This is a genomic window from Stenotrophomonas lactitubi, assembly GCF_002803515.1.
GTDB lineage: Bacteria > Pseudomonadota > Gammaproteobacteria > Xanthomonadales > Xanthomonadaceae > Stenotrophomonas > Stenotrophomonas lactitubi.
The window spans coordinates 1,740,792-1,759,054 of record NZ_PHQX01000001.1 but is presented as its reverse complement, the minus strand read 5'-3'; the positions used below and the strand labels follow the sequence as shown (position 1 = coordinate 1,759,054).

The window sequence follows — 18,263 nt, the reverse complement described above, 5'->3', positions numbered from 1 at the left end:
AACCGCTCAAGGACCTCTCCTCATGGCACAAGTAATCAACACCAACACGATGTCGTTGAATGCTCAGCGTAACCTGAGCACCAGCGGCAGCTCGCTGGCCACCACCATCCAGCGCCTGTCCTCCGGTTCGCGCATCAACAGTGCCAAGGACGATGCGGCCGGTCTGGCCATCTCCGAGCGCTTCGGCACGCAGATCCGCGGTACCGACGTTGCCATCCGCAATGCCAACGACGGTATCTCGCTGGCCCAGGTCGCCGAAGGTTCGCTGACCGAAATCGGCAACAACCTGCAGCGCGTCCGCGAGCTGTCGGTGCAGGCCTCCAACGCCACCAACTCGGCCAGCGACCGCAAGGCCCTGCAGGCCGAAGTGACCCAGCTGGTCTCGGAAATCGACCGCGTCGCCAAGCAGTCGGACTTCAACGGCACCAAGCTGCTGGACGGCTCGTTCTCCAGCCAGCTGTTCCAGGTCGGCGCCAACGCCGGTCAGGCCATCGCCATCGACAAGACCATCGATGCCAAGGCCAATGCCCTGGGTGGCGCCAAGTTCGACACCAACGCGCTGGTCCTGGCCGACCCGGGCACCAATGCGGACTTCACCACCACCGGCCTGTCGATCAACGGTGTGGCCATCGCCGATGTCTCGGTCAAGCAGGGCGCCGACGCCGCTGCCACCGGCAAGGCGTCGCGTGAAGCGCTGGTGACCGCCATCAACGCCAAGATCGGTGAAACCGGCGTCTACGCCGAAGTGAACGGCACCGCCGGCGTGACCCTGACTTCGGTCAAGGACAGCGCCAATGCCGATGGCTCGTTCAAGGCCATCACTGCCACTCCGGGCACCTGGGCAGGCAACACGCAGGCCACCTTCACCGCCACTGCCGCTGCTGCGGCCCCGGCAGCGAAGTACGCCAGCAACCTGGACGTCAGCACCGTGAAGGGCGCCCAGCAGGCGATGGAAATCGTCGACAAGGCCCTGGGTGCGATCAACAGCACCCGCGCTGACCTCGGTGCGATCCAGAACCGCTTCACCTCGGTCGTGGCCAACCTGCAGACCTCGTCGGAAAACCTGTCCTCGTCGCGCAGCCGCATCAAGGACACCGACTTCGCCAAGGAAACCGCCGAGCTGACCCGCACCCAGATCCTGCAGCAGGCCGGTACGGCGATGCTGGCCCAGGCCAACCAGGTGCCGCAGGGCGTGCTCAGCCTGCTGCGCTGATCTGCTCTCTGATCGACCTCCGGGCGCTGCATGACGCGGCGCCCGGATCCTGAAACACGTTCCACCTTCGCCAAAGGAAAAGCACCATGGCACAAGTCATCAACACCAATACCATGTCCCTGAATGCTCAGCGCAACCTGAGCACCAGCGGCAGCTCGCTGGCCACCACCATCCAGCGCCTGTCCTCCGGTTCGCGCATCAACAGCGCCAAGGACGATGCGGCCGGTCTGGCAATCTCCGAGCGCTTCGGCACCCAGATCCGTGGCACCGACGTGGCCATCCGCAATGCCAACGACGGCATTTCGCTGGCCCAGGTCGCCGAAGGTTCGCTGACTGAAATCGGCAACAACCTGCAGCGCGTCCGCGAGCTGTCGGTGCAGGCCTCCAACGCCACCAACTCGGCCAGCGACCGCAAGGCGCTGCAGGCCGAAGTGACCCAGCTGGTTTCGGAAATCGACCGCGTCGCCAAGCAGTCGGACTTCAACGGCACCAAGCTGCTGGACGGCTCGTTCTCCAGCCAGCTGTTCCAGGTGGGCGCCAACGCCGGCCAGTCGATCGCCATCGACAAGACCATCGACGCCAAGGCCGGCTCGCTGGGCACCGCGACCTTCGCCAACGGCGCAACTGACGCCCTGGTTGCCAGCACCGACGGCGCACGCATCACCGGCAAGGTGATGGGCGTGGACATCGGTACGGTCGAACTGAAGGCCGGCGCCACCACCGCAGACGCTTCGAAGGCGGTCGCGACCGCGATCAACGCCAAGATCGGTGAGGCCGGCATCTACGCCGAAGCCAATGCCGACGGCACGATGAAGCTGAGCTCGGTGAAGGAAGGCAAGGCCATCGTGGCCGCCGACATCGCCCTGGAGCGCAGCGACCTGAACGCCGGTACCGGCGTGTGGGGCGCGAAGGCTGCAGCCGGCGCCTACACCGCCGGCACCGACACCGCCGCCAACGTGCAGAAGCTGGATGTGAGCACCGTGCTCGGCGCCCAGCAGTCGCTGGAAGTGGTCGACAAGGCCCTGGGTGCGATCAACAGCACCCGCGCCGACCTCGGTGCGATCCAGAACCGCTTCACCTCGGTCGTAGCCAACCTGCAGACCTCGTCGGAAAACCTGTCCTCGTCGCGTAGCCGCATCAAGGACACCGACTTCGCCAAGGAAACCGCCGAGCTGACCCGCACCCAGATCCTGCAGCAGGCCGGTACGGCCATGCTGGCCCAGGCCAACCAGGTGCCGCAGGGCGTGCTCAGCCTGCTGCGCTGATCCACGGCAAGAAGGCGCCGCTACCGTCGGCTTGAACCGACGGTAGCGGCAACCCGACAGCCACGGCGTACACAGATGCGGGCCATGCCCGGCCCGGGAAGCGTCCCGAACCGGCTTGGCATCGCCCGCCCCTGCGGACCTCTCTTTCAGCGTTGTGCATTTTGACTGTACGTACCGGGCGGCTTCGTCTCCCCCCGATTGTCAGTAGCCTGATCCCTCCCCTGCATTGGGGGAGGGTTTTTTACAGACCCCCGGCAGCCCGCGGTGAACCCACCCGCACCCTGCCCCAGACCTCCTGCAACCGGCGTGCCAGAACTGCCCTTCCTGCCAGTGGCACGGCGCATGCATCAACGAAGTCCTCAAGACCCAGCGGCGCAGGCCGCTATTTTCGTTGACGACGGGCCGCCGCACGATGGCCAGGCCCGTATACCAGGAGAAACGACGTGGCAGACTTTGGATACGGTGGCATTGGCTCAGGGCTGGACATCTCCAGCATCGTCAACCAGCTGGTCGCGGCGGACCGCAAGCCGGCCGACAACGCGCTGAACCTGCAGCAGTCCAAGACCAAGATGCAGCTGTCGTCGCTCGGCACGGTCACCTCGGCCTTCGACAAGCTGAAGACCGCCCTGACCGCGCTGAAGGCCACCACTGCCTTCGACACCCGCACCGTCACCGCCACCGGCAAAGCCGGCCCCAACAACGCCAACGATGTGCTGACCGCGTCGGTAGCGCTGTACGACGTCGGCACCAGCAAGGCCGCCGCGTCCAACGGCACCCATCTGATCGAGGTGAAGAACCTGGCATCGGCGCACAAGCTGATCGCCGACACCTCGGTGCCCAAGACCGACACTTTCGGTGCCGGAACCTTGACGCTGACCGTCGGCGTGGGCGACAAGGCCAAGACGATGAACGTGCAGGTGGAGGAAGGCGACACCCTTACCACCGTCCGCAACAAGATCGACGCCGCTGGCCGCAAGGAAGGCGTGCAGGCGACACTGATCACCTCCGGCGACAACCAGTACCTGTCCATCGCCCAGGAAAAGACCGGTGCAGCCAGCGCCATCAAGCTGGAGTACGCCGGCAGCGATCCGAAGCTGGGCGCGCTGGTCGGCAGCCTGAAGGAAAACAGCCCCGCCAAGGATGCGCTGCTGACCATTGATGGTGTGGAAGTAGTGAGTGCCAGCAACACCGTGGCCGATGCCGTGCCAGGCCTGACCCTGAACCTGAAGGAACAGGGCAAGAGCACGGTGGTCATCAGCACCGACACCACTGCCGCGACCAAGGTGATGCAGGAGTTCGTGACCGCCTACAACGCGGCCGTCGCGGCGATCAACACCGAAACCAAGTACGACCCGAAGACCAAGGAAGCGGCTGCACTGACCGGCGACGCACAGATGCGTGGTGCGATCGCGCAGCTGCGTTCGACGATGTCCGGCGTGCTCAAGGACCTGGCAGGCGACCAGCTGGACGCCAAGGCGCTGGGCCTGCAGACCCGCGGCTACCCCAACGCCGATGGCACCCTGGTGCTGGACAGCACCAAGTTCGCTGCTGCCCTCGCCGCCCAGCCGGAAAAGATCCGCCAGGCGGTCACCGGCGATACCGGCGGTGCCGGCCGCCTGTATTCGCTGGTGGACGGCTACGTCAGCACCACGGTCGGCAAGGAAGGCGCGTTCGTCGCCCGCACCAAGGGACTGAACACCACGCTGGACAACATCGACAAGCGCCGCAAGGACCTGGACGCGCGCATGGTCGGTGTTGAAGCCCGTTACAAGAAGCAGTTCGTGGCATTGGACAGCCTGATGGGCAAGCTGCAGCAGAGCAACACCGCCCTGCAGCAGCAGCTGGCCCAGTTGAACCGCTGAGGAAACACGCGCGGCGCTCAAGTTTGGCGCCGTACGCACCGATAACGGACGCAACAGCAATCATCGCAGTGCCGGCGTCAACGGTCCCTTCGACCGCACCCCGGCACCCCGCGCAAGGGAGAATCACGAATGTACGGTTCCAGCCGTCAGTACGCCGAGCAATACCGCCAGGTGGGTGTGACCAGTGCGGTCGCCGATGCCGATCCGCACAAACTGGTGGCGCTGCTGCTGTCCGGCGCACTGGAGCGCGTGCGCCGTGCACAGGCCACCCTCGAGCAGGGCGACCAGGCCGGCAAGGGCAAGGCGATCGGCGAAGCATGCGCGATCGTCGCCCACCTCAACGGCTCGCTGGACCATGAAGCCGGCGGCGAGATCGCCGGCAACCTGTCGGCGCTGTATGACTATCTGCTGCAGCGCCTGACCGAGGCCAACCTGCACAACGACCGCGCTGCACTGGACGAATCGCTGCAGCTGCTGGGCGAGATCGACGGTGCCTGGAATGCCATTCCGCACGAACAGCGCCGTCCCGCGGCGGTGGCGCCATGAGCCTGCTTGAACTCAATGCGCAGCTGGATGCCTTCGAGAAGGCCCTCGACGAAGAGGCGTTCGAACAGGCCGACAGCCTGCTCGATGGCCATGACAGCACCCTGCATGCACTGCTGAGCCAACCGCTGGGCAGCGCCGACCACGCACCGTTGTCCGCGCTGCTGGAACGCCAGCAGAGCCTGCTTGGCCTGCTGCGCCAGCGTCGCGATGCCGTCTCCGTGCAGATCCAGGACGGCCGCCGCTCCCTTCGCGCCGCGCATGCCTACCTGCAGGCAGAATCGCTGGCATGACCGTCCTGCCGACCACGTCCCTGCATCACCCGGCTGAAAGCGAGCTGTTCGACGAAACGCTCAGCTGCGAACTGGCCCTGCCCGCCGAGTTCCAGGCTGGTAGCGCGGTAGGCCGGACCAGCAGTGCCGAAGGCCTGCTGCGCAGCCTGGCGCTGGTCGAAGACAGTCGCATCGACGAGCACGAAGAACGCAGTGAAGCCAGCCTGCAGCTGCAGCGCCTGGAAGCCAAGGTGGACCTGACCATGGTCCTGCTCGGCCGCCTGATCCGCCAGCAGGGCCAGGAACCGACGCTGCGCCCGGTGCGCTGGTCACGCCGCGGCATCCGCCTGCAGCTGGGCCCGCGCAGTGGCAGCCTGCCCGGCCAGGCCGGCGTGGTCCGCCTGCAACCCAGCGACTGGCTGCCCGACCATATCGACCTGCCAGTGGAAGTCATCGCTGAAGCGGCCGATGGCGGCGGTGGCCACTATCTGTGGCTGCGCTTCCATCGCCTTGGCGATGGCCTGGAAATGGCGATGGAACGGCATCTGTTCCGGCTGCATCGGCGGCAGGTGGCCGAGGCCCGCCGCGCACGCTGAAATCTGCCACCATGCAGGCAGACAGACGGCCCTTGGCGTGCCCGTTCAGCTAAGTTAAGGTGGACCCCCCTCCCCAACCTCCAGCGTGCCTGTGCGAGTTCTCATCGTCGACGATCACACCCTGGTTCGCGCCGGCCTGGCGCGGCTGCTGCAGGGGTTTGCCGACGTGCAGCTCGTCGCCGAGGCCAGCAATGCCGAACAGGCACTGCAGATGGCCCTGCTGCACGCACCGGACGTGGTGCTGATGGACCTGTCGCTGCCCGGCCGTACCGGCCTGGAAGCACTGAGCGACATCCGCCTGCGCGCACCCGGCACGCGCATCGTGATGATGACCATGCACGATGACGCCGCCCACGTGCGCGATGCGCTCGATCGGGGTGCCGTCGGTTTCGTGGTGAAGGATGCCGCGCCGCAGGAACTGGAACTGGCGCTGCGTGCCGCGCATGCTGGCCAGGTGTTCCTGAGCCCGCAGATCTCGGCCAAGATGCTGGCACCGATGCTCGGGCGCGAGAAGCCGACTGGTATTGCCGCACTGTCGCCGCGCCAGCGCGAGATCCTTCGCCGCATCGGCAAGGGCGAGAGCAACAAGGAAATCGCCGCCGACCTTGGCATCAGCGTCAAGACGGTGGAGACCCATCGCGCGCGCATGATGGAATCACTGGGCTGCCGTCGCGCCAACGATCTGCTGCTGCTGGCTGCGCGCCACCAGCACGAGCTGGAATGACGTCCACGGGGTCAGCGACGAAATACCGTCACCCACACGAGTCCCGACGGAATTCCGTACAACAGGCGCGGGCGAGCAGCAGGGCGACCGACCACGAATCAACGAGTTAGCGACCGGAATCGTCAAAATCCCGCGTTTGTGTAGGGGATTTCCTTACACGCTGTCGGGAATACCACCAGCACCCTCAGGAACCCCCCGATTCCGCGCCTGCCGGATCAAAAGCAAGATGTGTTCCACAAGGCGTCGGGGAGCGGCGCCGGGGAACTGCAATGAAGGCTTCACTTTCGACCCAGCTGGGCCAACAGCTTCACCTCACCCCGCAGTTGCTGCAGTCGATCCGGCTGCTGCAGCTCGACGGCCTGCACCTGGAGCAGGAAATCCAGCGCCTGCTGGATTCCAATCCGCTGCTGGAAATCGAAGACGCCGAAGCGCCCGTCGCTGAAGCCACCGATGCAGCCAGCACTACGGTCGATACGGCCGCCTTCGACGAGCTGCCCGAATCCTCGATGTGGGATGTGTCCGGCGCCAACTGGCAGGACGGCGACGACGACCGCATGGCACGCATCGCCGCTGGCGAATCGAGCGATCCGCAGCTGCGCGTGCTGCAGCGCCTGGCGCTGGACCTGGACGAGCGCGAACTGGCCGTGGCCGCCTTCTGGCTTGAACACTGCGATGATGCCGGCTACCTGCAGGCACCGCTGGCACAGTTGCAGCTGCTGGCCAGCGCCCAGTTCGACATCGATGCAAACGGCGTTGAAGCCATCCGCCAGCACCTGCTGCAGGGCGAGCCGGCCGGCATGGCCGCGCAGGACCTGCGCGAATCGCTGCTGGCCCAGCTGTGCAGCCTGCACGGCGTGGTGCCGGCCCGGCATCTGGCCGCGCGCATTCTCGAGGGCGCGCTCGATGCCCTGGCCGCCCACGACTACCCCGCCCTCGCCCGCCAGCACGATGCCGAGATCGACGACGTGCGCGAAGCCGTTCGCCTGATCCTGTCGCTGCAGCCGCGCCCGGGCGACAGCCTGCTGCCCGAGCGCAATGCGGTGGTGGTGCCGGACGTGGTCGCCTGGCACGCCGACGAACAATGGAAGGTGGCACTGAACCCGGCCACCAGCCGCCGGGTGTCGATCAACAGCCAGTACGAACTGGCCCTGGCCGACAGTGGCGAGGCGGCGCCGGCACTGCGCGAGATGCTGCAGGAGGCGCGCTGGTTCAGCCGCGGCCTGTCGATGCGCTACGACACCCTGCTGCGCACCGCGCGGGTGATCGTCGAGCGGCAGGCGGCCTTCCTGGTGCGTGGCGAGGAAGCCATGGCACCCTTGACCCTGAAGGAAGTGGCCGAGGAAATCGGCATGCACGAATCCACCGTTTCGCGCATCACCACCGGCAAGTACCTGCAGACCCCGCGCGGCACCTTCGAGCTCAAGCACTTCTTCGCCGTGCGCCTGGAAGGCGCCAGCGTGTCCGGCCAGGCGGTCAAGGCCATGGTCCGCCGCCTGATCGACGCCGAGCCCGCCGGTCGCCCGTTGGCGGACGAGGCCATCGCTGGCCTGCTGTCCCGCCAGGGGGTGAACATTGCCCGACGAACCGTCGCAAAATACCGCGAACAACTGGATATCGCCCCGGCCCGCGAACGGCGCCGGGTCAACGCCAGGCAACCGCAGCTGGCCCGGGTGGGCTGAAAAGGATGTTGGACATGAACAAGCTCACAGTTCTGCTGGTCGATGACCACGAGGGCTTCATCAACGCGGCGATGCGCCACTTCCGCAAGATCGACTGGCTGCAGATCGTCGGCAGCGCCGGCAACGGCCTGGAAGCGATCGAACGTTCGGAAAGCCTGCGCCCGCAGGTGGTGCTGATGGATCTGGCGATGCCGGAAATGGGCGGCCTGCAGGCCACCCGCCTGATCAAGTCGCAGGACGATGCACCGTACATCGTGATTGCCAGCCACTTCGACGACGTCGAGCACCGCGAACACGCGCTGCGCGCCGGCGCCGACAACTTCGTCAGCAAGCTGTCCTACATCCAGGAAGTCATGCCGATCCTGGAAGGCCTCAGGGAGGATCGGTCGTGAGCGAATCGCGCATCCTGGTACTGGACAACGATGCGGTGCGTGCCGAGCGCACCGTCGCCCTGCTGGAATTCATGGACTTCAACCCGCGCTGGGTGTCCGACGCCGCCGATTTCGATCTGGCCCGCCAGCGTCAGAACGACTGGATGGCGGTGATCGTCGGCAACCTGGACGACAGTGCCGCCAGCACCGCGCTGTACGCCTGGCTGGGCGGCAGCAGCCTGCCGCCGCCGGTGCTGCTGGCCGACGGTGATGCCACTGCGTTCGCCCACCGGCATGGCCTGCATGAAGCCAACATCTGGCCGCTGGAAGCGCCGCTGCGCCATGCGCAGATGGAAGCCCTGCTGCGTCGCGCAAGCCTCAAGCGCCTGGATGCCGAACACCAGGCCGGTGCCGTGCAGGACCAGGGCCCGACCGGCAACGGTCCGGCGGTCAGCGCACTGCGCACGATGATCGAGCAGGTCGCCGCGTTCGACACCACCGTGCTGGTGCTCGGCGAATCGGGCACCGGCAAGGAAGTGGTATCGCGCAGCATCCACCAGCGCTCGCCGCGCCGCGATGGTCCGTTCGTGGCAATCAACTGCGGCGCGATTCCGGCGGAACTGCTGGAAAGCGAACTGTTCGGTCACGAGAAAGGCGCCTTTACCGGCGCGCTGACCGCGCGCAAGGGCCGTTTCGAAATGGCCGAGGGCGGCACCCTGCTGCTCGATGAGATCGGCGACATGAGCCTGCCGATGCAGGTCAAGCTGCTGCGCGTGCTGCAGGAGCGCAGCTTCGAGCGTGTTGGCGGCAACCAGACCATCCGCTGCAACGTGCGGGTGATCGCCGCGACCCATCGCGACCTGGAAAGCCGGATTGCCGATGGCAAGTTCCGCGAGGATCTTTTCTACCGCCTCAACGTCTTCCCGATCGACGTGCCGGCCCTGCGCGAGCGTCGCGAAGACCTGCCGGCGCTGGTGGAAACCATCGCCACCCAGCTGGCGCGCACCGGCCGCGGCGAAGTGCGCTTTACGCCGGAAGCGCTGCAGGCGCTGGCCAGCTATGAGTGGCCTGGCAACGTGCGCGAGCTGACCAACCTGGTCGAACGCCTGGCGGTGCTGCACCCGGGTGGCTCGGTGCGCGTGCAGGACCTGCCGGCACGCTATCGCGGCGATGCCGCACTGGCCGCCGTGGCAGTTGCCGCAGCGCCGCCGGTGGTTGCCAGCGAAGAGCGCCTGGACCTGCGCAGCTTCTCGTTCCACACCCCGGGCAGCGGCAACCAGCCGTCGCTCGAACACGGCATCGCGGTCAACCGCACCGCAGCGCCCGCCGCGTTGCCGGACGACGGCCTGGACCTGCGCAACCACATGGCCAACATCGAACTGGGCCTGATCAACGAAGCACTGGAACGCACCCAGGGCGTGGTCGCCCACGCCGCCCAGCTGCTCGGCCTGCGCCGCACCACGCTGGTGGAAAAGCTGCGCAAGTACGGCATCGAACGCGAGCCGGCCGAACTGGCCAGCTGACCCGCGTTGCCAGCATGAAGGGGGCACGAACGCCTGGGCTTGCCCGGGCGTTGGTGTTTATGGGGGTGTTGTTGCCGGGCTCCCGCCCGGCACCCGCAGAGGCAACAACTGAAGCAACGGCAACAGCTGGCTTCCTGCGCGATGCGCGGGCGGGTCAGGTTGCGGGGGACGCTGCAAGTACGTCCATGTAAGCTCGGTCGCGCCATCCATGGCGCTCACGCCCCCGCAACCTGACCCGCCCACGCCTCCGACGGTTTCCTTGTGACGGAAGGTTCGCGCCATGTAGCGTCGAGCCGGCTCCGAAACACGCGGAGTATCTGTCGACACATATATCTGTTGATGGTCTGCGCCGCTCCATGCAGCCATAGGCCAAAAAACCGACGCCGGTTCCATGACGCGTCACGCCGGCAGGAACGCTTCATCCACGCATGGCGTGGATCTACTGTGTTGACCAAGGTCGACACCCACCAGCAGCACAGAACGCCGCCCAGACACATCGCGGGAAATTGTCGAAGGCGGGGTGGGTCCGGTTGCGGGGGTGTCCGCGGCATGGATGCCGCGGCCAAGCCCCCAAGGACGGGTTCACGGCGTCCCCCGCAACCGGACCCACCCCGCCATCCCACGGATAGCCAGCTTCTGCTGTTGCTCCGGCCTTTGCCGTTGCTTCGGCAGGTGCAGGGCGCAGCCCTGCCGAACACCCCCCAACCCTCACGTCACTGAACCGATCAGCGATTTCGGCACGGCACTTGCACTAGCTCCAGCAGACACCCCCATCCCTGTTTCTGGAACCGTTGCAGATGTCCCACTCCGTCACTTCGATCCTTTCCCAGATCCGCTCCTACCAGACCCAGGTGGGACAGCCCGCGCTCAACCCGCTGGCCGAAGCGCCGCGTAGCAATGCCCTGCCGGGCACGGTGCTGGATGCGCCGCAGGTCCAGCCTGCCAGCTTCACCGAAACCCTGCGCGGCGCCATCGCCGGCGTCAACGATGCGCAACAGAAATCCGGCGCCCTCGCCAAAGCCTTCGAACTGGGTGAACCCGGCGCCGACCTGGCCAAGGTGATGGTCGCCTCGCAGCAGTCCCAGATCGCCTTCCGCGCCACCGTGGAAGTCCGTAACCGTCTCGTCCAGGCTTACCAGGACGTGATGAACATGCCGCTGTAAGGATAGAAACGCATGGCCCTGTCGCTCTCCAAGGAATCCCTGAACGCCGAAAAGGCGGGCCAGTGGTTCGACCGGCTGCAAAGCCTGCAGATCACCCGTCGGCTCGGACTGATGGCGATGATCGCCGTGGCCGTGGCGGCAGGCCTGTTCGTGTTCTTCTGGTCGCAGAAGCCGGGCATGGTGCCGCTGTACACCGGCCTGGACCAGAAGGCCACCGCTGAAGCGACCGACCTGCTGCGTGCCGCACAGATTCCGTTCCAGCTGGACCCGGCCACCGGTGGCATCACCGTGCCGGAAAAGAACCTGCACGATGCCCGCCTGAAACTGGCGGGCTCGGGCCTGACCGACAGCGGCAAGCTCGGCTTCGAGCTGATGGAGCGCGACCCCGGTTTCGGTGTCAGCCAGTTCGTGGAAAGCGCGCGCTACCAGCACGCGCTGGAAACCGAGCTGTCGCGCACCATCAATACGCTGCGCCCGGTGCGCGATTCGCGCGTGCATCTGGCCATTCCCAAGCCCAGCGCGTTCACCCGCCAGCGTGACGTGGCCAGTGCCTCGGTCACCCTGGAACTGCGCGGCGGCCAGCAGCTGGAACGCAGCCAGGTCGATGCGATCGTGCACATGGTGGCTGCCGCCATCCCCGATCTGGCGCCGGAACGCGTCACCGTGGTCGACCAGAGCGGTCGCATGCTCAGCGTCAGCGACCCGAACAGCGAAGCGGCGGTCAACGCTGCCCAGTTCGAACAGGTGCGCCGCCAGGAAACCTCCTTCAACCAGCGCATCCGCGAACTGCTGGAACCGATGACCGGTCCCGGCCGGGTCAACCCGGAAGTCAGCGTGGACATGGACTTCTCGGTGACCGAAGAAGCGCGCGAGCTCTACAACGGCGAGCCGCAGAAACTGCGCAGCGAGCAGATGAGCGAGAACAGCAGCAGCACGCCGGGCCCGCAGGGCGTACCGGGTGCCACCAGCAACAGCCCGCCGGGCCAGGCCGCCGCACCGGCCACCGCGCAGGCACCGACCGAAAGCAGCAAGAACGCGACCCGCAACTACGAGCTGGACCGTACCCTGCAGCACACCCGGCAGCCGGCCGGCCGCATCAAGCGCGTTTCGGTGGCGGTGCTGGTGGACAACGTGCCGCGCGCCGGTGCCAACGGCAAGGTTGCGCCGCAGCCGCTGTCGGCGGCAGAACTGACCCGGGTCGAGGCACTGGTCAAGCAGGCCGTCGGCTTCAGTGCCGAGCGCGGCGACACCGTGTCGGTGATGAATGCCCCGTTCGTGCGTGATACCACGCCGGTGGAAGGCCCAGCCTGGTGGGAACTGCCGTGGGTGCACGATGCCGGCCGCATGCTGCTGGGTGCGCTGGTGGTGATGGCGCTGCTGTTCGGCGTGCTGCGCCCGGCACTGCGCGGCATCACCGGGCAGAACCGCAGGAACGAAGAACTGGCGCTGGAACCGCATACCGCGGACGTGCAGCTGGTCGATGACGATGGCACCCCGCTGCCGGCGCTCGGCGCCGACCGGGCAAGCCTGGGCGGGCCGGAAGCATTGGCCCTGCCGGTGGATTCTTATGAGGAACGACTGCGGATGGCGCGTGAAGCCGTGAAGACCGACTCCAAGCGCGTGGCCCAGGTGGTCAAGGGCTGGGTGGCCAATGACTGAGGTCGCCCCCTTGACCGGCGTGCAGCGCGCCGCCGTCCTGCTGCTGTCGCTGGGTGAACTGGACGCGGCCGAAGTGCTGCGCCACATGGAACCGAAGGAGGTGCAGAAGATCGGCATCGCCATGGCCACCATGTCCGACATCACCCGCGAACAGGTGGAACGGGTGATGGACCAGTTCAGCAGTGAGCTGGGCTCGAAGACCTCGCTGGGCGTGGGCTCGGACGACTACATCCGCAACATGCTGGTGCAGGCGCTGGGCAGCGAAAAGGCCGGCAACCTGATCGACCGCATCCTGCTGGGCCGCAACACCACTGGTCTGGACGCACTGAAGTGGATGGACCCGCGTGCGGTGGCCGACCTGGTGCGCAACGAGCACCCGCAGATCATCGCCATCGTGATGGCACACCTGGAAACCGACCAGGCTGCCGACGCGCTGAAGCTGCTGCCCGACCGCACCCGTGTGGACGTGTTGCTGCGCATCGCCACCCTCGACGGCATTCCGCCCAATGCGCTGAACGAACTCAACGAGATCATGGAACGCCAGTTCGCCGGCAACCAGAACCTGAAGTCGTCCAACATCGGCGGCGTGCAGTGCGCGGCGAACATCCTCAACTTCATGGACAGCGGACAGGACCAGGCCATCCTGGGCGAAATCGCACGCATCGATGCGCCGCTGAGTGGCCGCATCCAGGACCTGATGTTCGTGTTCGACGACCTGGTGGACCTGGACGACCGCGAGATGCAGCTGGTGCTGCGCGAAGTCAGCGGCGAGCGGCTGGGCCTGGCCCTGCGCGGTGCCGACATCAAGGTGCGCGACAAGATCACCCGCAACATGTCCCAGCGCGCGGCCGAGATCCTGCTGGAAGACATGGAAGCGCGCGGCCCGGTGCGCCTGTCCGACGTGGAGGTGGCGCAGCGCGAGATCCTGGCCATCGTCAAGCGCATGGCCGATGAGGGCACCGTCACCATCGGTGGCAGCGCGGAGGCGATGCTGTGAGCAACGTCGTGCGCTGGCTTGCCCCGGACCTGCTGGCCCAGCCCGAACCGGTGCTGGACCACGACGATGCCTTCGAACTCACCGAGCCGGACCCGGAGCATGAGCCGGAGCCGCCGCTGCAGCTGCCTACCCTGGAAGAAATCCAGGCGATCCAGGACAGCGCCGAGAAAGAAGGTTTCGACCACGGCCATGCCGATGGTTTCAGCCAGGGCCAGGCCGAGGTGCGCCGGCTGGTCGCACAGATCGAGGGCATCCTCGACAACTTCGGGCGGCCACTGGCGCGCCTGGAAAATGAAGTGGTCGGCGCGCTCGGCGAACTGGCGGTACGCATCGCCGGTGCGCTGGTCGGCCGTGCCTACGAGGCCGACCCGGCGCTGTTGGGGCAACTGGTCGGCGAGGCGATTGACGCCGTTGGCGGCAGCAACCGTGAGGTGGAAGTGCGCCTGCATCCGGATGACATCACCGCCCTCGCCCCGTTGTTGACCCTGTCGCCGCAGCAGCGCCTGGTGCCTGACACCAGCCTGAGCCGTGGCGACCTGCGCGTGCATGCCGAAGCGGTGCGCATCGACGGCACGCTGGAAGCGCGCCTGCGCGGCGCGCTGGATGCCGTGATCCGCCAGACCGGAGCCATCGCATGAATACCGACACCGCGTCGCAGCCATCGCCGCCGGCCGACTGGACCATTCCCCGCAACCTGCGCCTGGCCAACCGCCTGGATGGCCTGAAGGTCGACACCGCGCACGGCCGCGGGCTGATCCGCGAGGGCGTGTTGCGCCGGGCGGTCGGCCTGACACTTGAGGCGGTCGGCTGCGAAGCGCCGCTGGGCGCCAGCTGCAAGGTGGAAGTGGTCGACGGCGGCTGGGTCGATGCCGAAGTGGTTGGCTTCGCTGGCGAACGCACCTACCTGATGCCCAGCGCCGAACTGCATGGCCTGCTGCCGAATGCGCGGGTAGTGCCATCGGCCCGTCGTGGCGGCGTGGAAGTGGGCGAAGGCCTGCTTGGCCGCGTCATCGACAGCGATGGCGTGCCGCTGGACGGCAAGGGTCCGATCCGCGCGGAAGGCCACGTCGGCATGGCCGGCGTATCGATCAATCCGCTCGCACGCGAACCGATCACCCAGCCCCTGGATGTGGGCGTGCGCGCGATCAATGCGCTGCTGCCGATCGGCCGTGGCCAGCGTGTCGGCCTGTTCGCCGGCTCCGGCGTCGGCAAGTCGACGCTGCTGGGAATGATGACCCGCTACACCGCCGCCGACGTGATCGTGGTCGGCCTGATCGGTGAGCGTGGCCGCGAAGTGCGCGATTTCGTTGAAAGCACCCTGGGCGAGGAAGGCCTGCGCCGCGCGGTGGTGGTGGCCAGCCCGGCCGACCGACCGCCGCTGGCCCGCCTGCATGGCGCCTACCGTGCGACCGCCATCGCCGAGTGGTTCCGCGACCAGGGCCTGAACGTTCTGCTGCTGATGGATTCGCTGACCCGCTTCGCCCAGGCGCAGCGCGAGATCGGTCTTTCGGTGGGCGAGCCCCCCACTACACGTGGCTACCCACCATCGGTGTTCGCCAAGCTGCCGGCACTGGTTGAACGTGCAGGCAATGGTGCCAAGGGCCGCGGTTCGATCACCGCCTTCTACACCGTGCTGACCGAGGGCGACGATCCGCAGGATCCGATCGCCGATGCAGCGCGCGCGATTCTCGACGGCCACATCCTGCTCTCGCGCCGGGTTGCCGACAGCGGCCTGTACCCGGCCATCGACGTGGAATCGTCGGTCAGCCGCGTGGTCACGGAAATCGCCGACGAACCGTGGCGCCTGCGCATCCGCAAGCTGAAACGGCTGGTCTCGGCCTACTCGGCCAACCGCGACCTGATCGCCATCGGCGCCTATCAGCGCGGCAACGACGCCGCGACCGATGAAGCCCTTGAGCGCTGGCCGGAAATCATGGAATTCCTCGGCCAGGATGTCGCCAAGGCCGCAGATCTACCGCACAGCCAGGCGGCGTTGCAGCGCCTGGTGGAACAAGAGAATGAGAGGCTGACATGATCCAGTCCAAGCGCATCGATCCGCTGCTGAAGCGGGCCCAGGAACATGAGGACGCGGTCGCCCGCGACCTGGCCGAGCGCCAGACCGTGCTCGACACCCATCTGTCGCGCCTGGACGAACTGCGTCGCTATGCCGAGGAATATGCGTCGCAACAGATGGCCGACGCGCAGATGGCCGCGACCAGTCCGGCGCAGCTGTTGAACCGGCGCGCCTTCCTGGACCGGCTGGACAGCGCGGTGGAACAGCAGCAGCAGACCGTCAACGGCAACCGCGAGAAGGTCGAAGCCGAGCGCGCACGCCTGATCCTGGCCAGCCGTGACAAGGCGGTGCTGGAACAGCTGGCCGCCAGCTACCGCGCGCAGGAAAAGGTGGTGACCGACCGCCGCGACCAGCGCGAGATGGATGACATCGGCGCACGTCGCGCGCGCCTGGCGCAGACCGAAGACCAGGATGATGGCGAGCAGGGAGGCCGATCGTGATGCCCTCCCCCCTGAGCAGCAACGCCAGCGCACCGACGCCCGGCGGCAGCGGCAATGCCAGCAGTGCACGCACCTCGAGCAGTGATTCGGGCAAGGATTTCGGCCAGATGCTGCAGGGTGGCAGCGCGTCGACCGGCACTACCGGTGCTGCGGCCACCGCCAGCAGCCCGGCGAAACCTACCACCGCTCCATCGACTTCCGATGGCAATCCGGGCAAGACGACGCCACGGCCGGGCGACGGCGAAACCGCCGCCACTGACCCCGCGACATCGACACCCGCTGCACAGGCAACGTCTGCAGCTGCCGATGACAAGGACTCCCCGACCAGCACGGACGACGCGCCCTGGCCGCCGCTGGGGTTGGCCGGTCTGGTGCTGGCCGTGCCCACCGGCGTCGATCCGGTGCCTGTTGTGCCGCCGCCGACGGCCAGCGATGCCGACGGCGGTGCACTGCCCTTGGCTGCACCGGCACTTCCCGCCGCAGCGGCACCAGCCGCGGTCAGCGCATCGGCATCCGCTGCCGGCGACGGTGAGGCCAGCGGCCTGCCGTTGCCCGAACTGGTGCTGGGTGGCAAGGCGCTGGATCGGGCCGAGGATGGCGACAGCCTGCAGATCGGCGACCGCGCGCCGCCGGCGCCGCTGCAGCCCCCGCTGCCCGCCGCCCTGCAGGACCTTAAGGCCGCACTGGCCAGCAATGCTGTCTTCAACGGCGAACCCACACCGAAGCCGGTACTGGGCGACGATGGCTTCGACCAGGCCATCGGCGCGCGCATCGGCTGGCTGGCTGACCAGAAGATCGGTCATGCCCACATCCGCCTCAATCCGGAAGACCTGGGGCCGGTGGACGTGCGTCTGCAGATGAACGGTGACAAGGTGCATGCCAGCTTCAGCAGCCCGCACGTCGATGTTCGCCAGGCGCTGGAAAGCAGCCTGCCGCGCCTGCGTGAACTGCTCGGCGAGCAGGGCTTCCAGTTGGCCCATGCCGATGTCGGCCAGCAGCACAGTGGCGACGGCAATCCGGGCAGCCAGACTGGCGGCGGTCGCGGTGGTGACGGAGAACCGTCACTGGGCGACACCACGGTGTCGGCATCGCAGCTGATCCGCCAGCGCGGGTTGTTGGACGCGTACGCCTGACAGGCGTGCCAACCGAGGTTGGCACCTACCAAGAGCGGGACGGTCGGCCCCCACCAGAACACGGTTGCGCCGGGCCATGCCCGGCGGATTCCCGACATTCCGCCGGGCATGGCCCGGCGCTACCGATTTGAACACCCGACAGAATTCCGTCGCACCCCTCGCCGGCCACTCCGGCACACCCCTTGCATATCCCGGTGAAGCAACCCTCAGGAGCTTCACCCCGTGGCCGCAGCCGCTGACAAAACCAAGAAGACCGCCGAGAAGGACAAGACCGCCAAGCCGCGTAGTCCGATCCTGATCACCGCCCTGGTCGCCGTACTGGCCGCCGGCGCCGCCGGTGGCGGGGTGTGGTTCTTCACCCAGTCCAAGCACGAAGACAAGACCGCGCAGGCGCCGAAGAAGACCACCACCCCGGCCCCGGCCCCGGCCCAGTACTTCGCACTGGAACCGGCGTTCGTGGTCAACCTCAACGGCTCGATCGACGGCCCGCGCTACCTGCAGGTGGAAGTGCAGCTGATGACCCGCGATCCGGCCGCGCTGGAAGCGATCAAGACCCATGCCCCGGCCATCCGCGCACGCCTGTTGATGCTGTTCTCGCAGGTCAGCCCGCAGCAGATCGCCGACATCGCCGGCAAGCAGAAGCTGCAGGCCGATTCGCTGGCCGAAGTGCAGAAGGTGCTGAAGGCCGAGACCGGCAGCAACGGTGCCGACGACCTGTTGTTCACCAGCTTCGTGACCCAGTAAGGGCT

General features: G+C 67.0%; 18 protein-coding genes. All 18 read left to right on the top strand.

The annotated features are described in order from the left end of the window. Positions 1 to 22: 22 nt before the first annotated feature. The 18 genes from CR156_RS08375 (at position 23) to CR156_RS08280 (ending at position 18,258) form a co-directional block, all read left to right on the top strand. Entirely contained in the window at positions 23 to 1,213 is a 1,191-nt protein-coding gene (locus CR156_RS08375; RefSeq protein ID WP_100552481.1) for a flagellin, read from the top strand. Positions 1,214 to 1,299: 86 nt separating this feature from the next. Beyond that, entirely contained in the window at positions 1,300 to 2,478 is a 1,179-nt protein-coding gene (locus tag CR156_RS08370; protein ID WP_100552480.1) for a flagellin, read from the top strand. 443 nt (positions 2,479 to 2,921) lie between these two features. After that, complete coding sequence (fliD, locus tag CR156_RS08365) at positions 2,922 to 4,340, top strand: flagellar filament capping protein FliD (RefSeq protein ID WP_100552479.1); 1,419 nt, start codon at positions 2,922 to 2,924, stop codon at positions 4,338 to 4,340. A gap of 129 nt (positions 4,341 to 4,469) precedes the next feature. Continuing rightward, complete coding sequence (fliS, locus tag CR156_RS08360) at positions 4,470 to 4,886, top strand: flagellar export chaperone FliS (RefSeq protein ID WP_089241027.1); 417 nt, start codon at positions 4,470 to 4,472, stop codon at positions 4,884 to 4,886. Then, a complete protein-coding gene (locus tag CR156_RS08355) occupies positions 4,883 to 5,176 on the top strand; it encodes a hypothetical protein (protein ID WP_100552478.1) in 294 nt (97 codons plus the stop codon). The genes fliS and CR156_RS08355 overlap by 4 nt, the downstream gene beginning before the upstream one ends. Then, positions 5,173 to 5,751, top strand: coding sequence for a PilZ domain-containing protein (locus CR156_RS08350; protein WP_089241025.1), 579 nt, complete (start codon positions 5,173 to 5,175; stop codon positions 5,749 to 5,751). Before CR156_RS08355 ends, CR156_RS08350 begins: the two co-directional genes overlap by 4 nt. A 91-nt stretch (positions 5,752 to 5,842) precedes the next feature. Continuing rightward, positions 5,843 to 6,475 carry a response regulator gene (locus CR156_RS08345; RefSeq protein ID WP_089241023.1) on the top strand — a complete coding sequence of 211 codons (633 nt, stop codon included), beginning with the start codon at positions 5,843 to 5,845 and terminating at the stop codon, positions 6,473 to 6,475. Between the two features lie 269 nt (positions 6,476 to 6,744). Next, a complete protein-coding gene (gene rpoN, locus CR156_RS08340; protein WP_100552477.1) occupies positions 6,745 to 8,154 on the top strand; it encodes an RNA polymerase factor sigma-54 in 1,410 nt (469 codons plus the stop codon). A gap of 14 nt (positions 8,155 to 8,168) precedes the next feature. Next, positions 8,169 to 8,546: a response regulator gene (locus CR156_RS08335; RefSeq protein WP_049460600.1), complete on the top strand. Its 378-nt coding sequence runs from the start codon at positions 8,169 to 8,171 to the stop codon at positions 8,544 to 8,546. Then, complete coding sequence (locus tag CR156_RS08330; protein ID WP_100552476.1) at positions 8,543 to 10,048, top strand: sigma-54 dependent transcriptional regulator; 1,506 nt, start codon at positions 8,543 to 8,545, stop codon at positions 10,046 to 10,048. The genes CR156_RS08335 and CR156_RS08330 overlap by 4 nt, the downstream gene beginning before the upstream one ends. A gap of 797 nt (positions 10,049 to 10,845) precedes the next feature. After that, positions 10,846 to 11,211, top strand: a complete 366-nt coding sequence (gene fliE / locus CR156_RS08315; RefSeq protein ID WP_025878997.1) for a flagellar hook-basal body complex protein FliE — start codon at positions 10,846 to 10,848, stop codon at positions 11,209 to 11,211. 12 nt (positions 11,212 to 11,223) lie between these two features. After that, positions 11,224 to 12,870 carry a flagellar basal-body MS-ring/collar protein FliF gene (fliF, locus tag CR156_RS08310; protein WP_100552475.1) on the top strand — a complete coding sequence of 549 codons (1,647 nt, stop codon included), beginning with the start codon at positions 11,224 to 11,226 and terminating at the stop codon, positions 12,868 to 12,870. Positions 12,871 to 12,880: 10 nt separating this feature from the next. Beyond that, positions 12,881 to 13,867, top strand: coding sequence for a flagellar motor switch protein FliG (gene fliG / locus CR156_RS08305; protein ID WP_089241304.1), 987 nt, complete (start codon positions 12,881 to 12,883; stop codon positions 13,865 to 13,867). Continuing rightward, the gene (locus CR156_RS08300; RefSeq protein WP_099818397.1) at positions 13,864 to 14,505 is read left to right on the top strand and encodes a FliH/SctL family protein; all 642 of its coding nucleotides are present in this window, start codon (positions 13,864 to 13,866) and stop codon (positions 14,503 to 14,505) included. Before fliG ends, CR156_RS08300 begins: the two co-directional genes overlap by 4 nt. Next, the gene (locus tag CR156_RS08295; protein WP_100552474.1) at positions 14,502 to 15,902 is read left to right on the top strand and encodes a FliI/YscN family ATPase; all 1,401 of its coding nucleotides are present in this window, start codon (positions 14,502 to 14,504) and stop codon (positions 15,900 to 15,902) included. Before CR156_RS08300 ends, CR156_RS08295 begins: the two co-directional genes overlap by 4 nt. Then, a complete protein-coding gene (gene fliJ / locus CR156_RS08290; protein WP_089241011.1) occupies positions 15,899 to 16,381 on the top strand; it encodes a flagellar export protein FliJ in 483 nt (160 codons plus the stop codon). Before CR156_RS08295 ends, fliJ begins: the two co-directional genes overlap by 4 nt. Next, a complete protein-coding gene (locus tag CR156_RS08285) occupies positions 16,381 to 17,514 on the top strand; it encodes a flagellar hook-length control protein FliK (protein ID WP_100552473.1) in 1,134 nt (377 codons plus the stop codon). The genes fliJ and CR156_RS08285 overlap by 1 nt, the downstream gene beginning before the upstream one ends. A gap of 222 nt (positions 17,515 to 17,736) precedes the next feature. Beyond that, entirely contained in the window at positions 17,737 to 18,258 is a 522-nt protein-coding gene (locus tag CR156_RS08280) for a flagellar basal body-associated FliL family protein (protein WP_100552472.1), read from the top strand. The last annotated feature ends 5 nt before the right edge of the window (positions 18,259 to 18,263 follow it).

Bases quoted from the DNA above. Each gene is read 5' to 3' on its own strand.
- CR156_RS08375 (WP_100552481.1), top strand. From the start codon at position 23: ATGGCACAAGTAATCAACACCAACACGATGTCGTTGAATGCTCAGCGT.
- CR156_RS08370 (WP_100552480.1), top strand. From the start codon at position 1,300: ATGGCACAAGTCATCAACACCAATACCATGTCCCTGAATGCTCAGCGC.
- fliS (WP_089241027.1), top strand. From the start codon at position 4,470: ATGTACGGTTCCAGCCGTCAGTACGCCGAGCAATACCGCCAGGTGGGT.
- CR156_RS08355 (WP_100552478.1), top strand. From the start codon at position 4,883: ATGAGCCTGCTTGAACTCAATGCGCAGCTGGATGCCTTCGAGAAGGCC.
- CR156_RS08350 (WP_089241025.1), top strand. From the start codon at position 5,173: ATGACCGTCCTGCCGACCACGTCCCTGCATCACCCGGCTGAAAGCGAG.
- rpoN (WP_100552477.1), top strand. From the start codon at position 6,745: ATGAAGGCTTCACTTTCGACCCAGCTGGGCCAACAGCTTCACCTCACC.
- CR156_RS08335 (WP_049460600.1), top strand. From the start codon at position 8,169: ATGAACAAGCTCACAGTTCTGCTGGTCGATGACCACGAGGGCTTCATC.
- fliE (WP_025878997.1), top strand. From the start codon at position 10,846: ATGTCCCACTCCGTCACTTCGATCCTTTCCCAGATCCGCTCCTACCAG.
- fliF (WP_100552475.1), top strand. From the start codon at position 11,224: ATGGCCCTGTCGCTCTCCAAGGAATCCCTGAACGCCGAAAAGGCGGGC.
- CR156_RS08295 (WP_100552474.1), top strand. From the start codon at position 14,502: ATGAATACCGACACCGCGTCGCAGCCATCGCCGCCGGCCGACTGGACC.
- fliJ (WP_089241011.1), top strand. From the start codon at position 15,899: ATGATCCAGTCCAAGCGCATCGATCCGCTGCTGAAGCGGGCCCAGGAA.
- CR156_RS08285 (WP_100552473.1), top strand. From the start codon at position 16,381: ATGCCCTCCCCCCTGAGCAGCAACGCCAGCGCACCGACGCCCGGCGGC.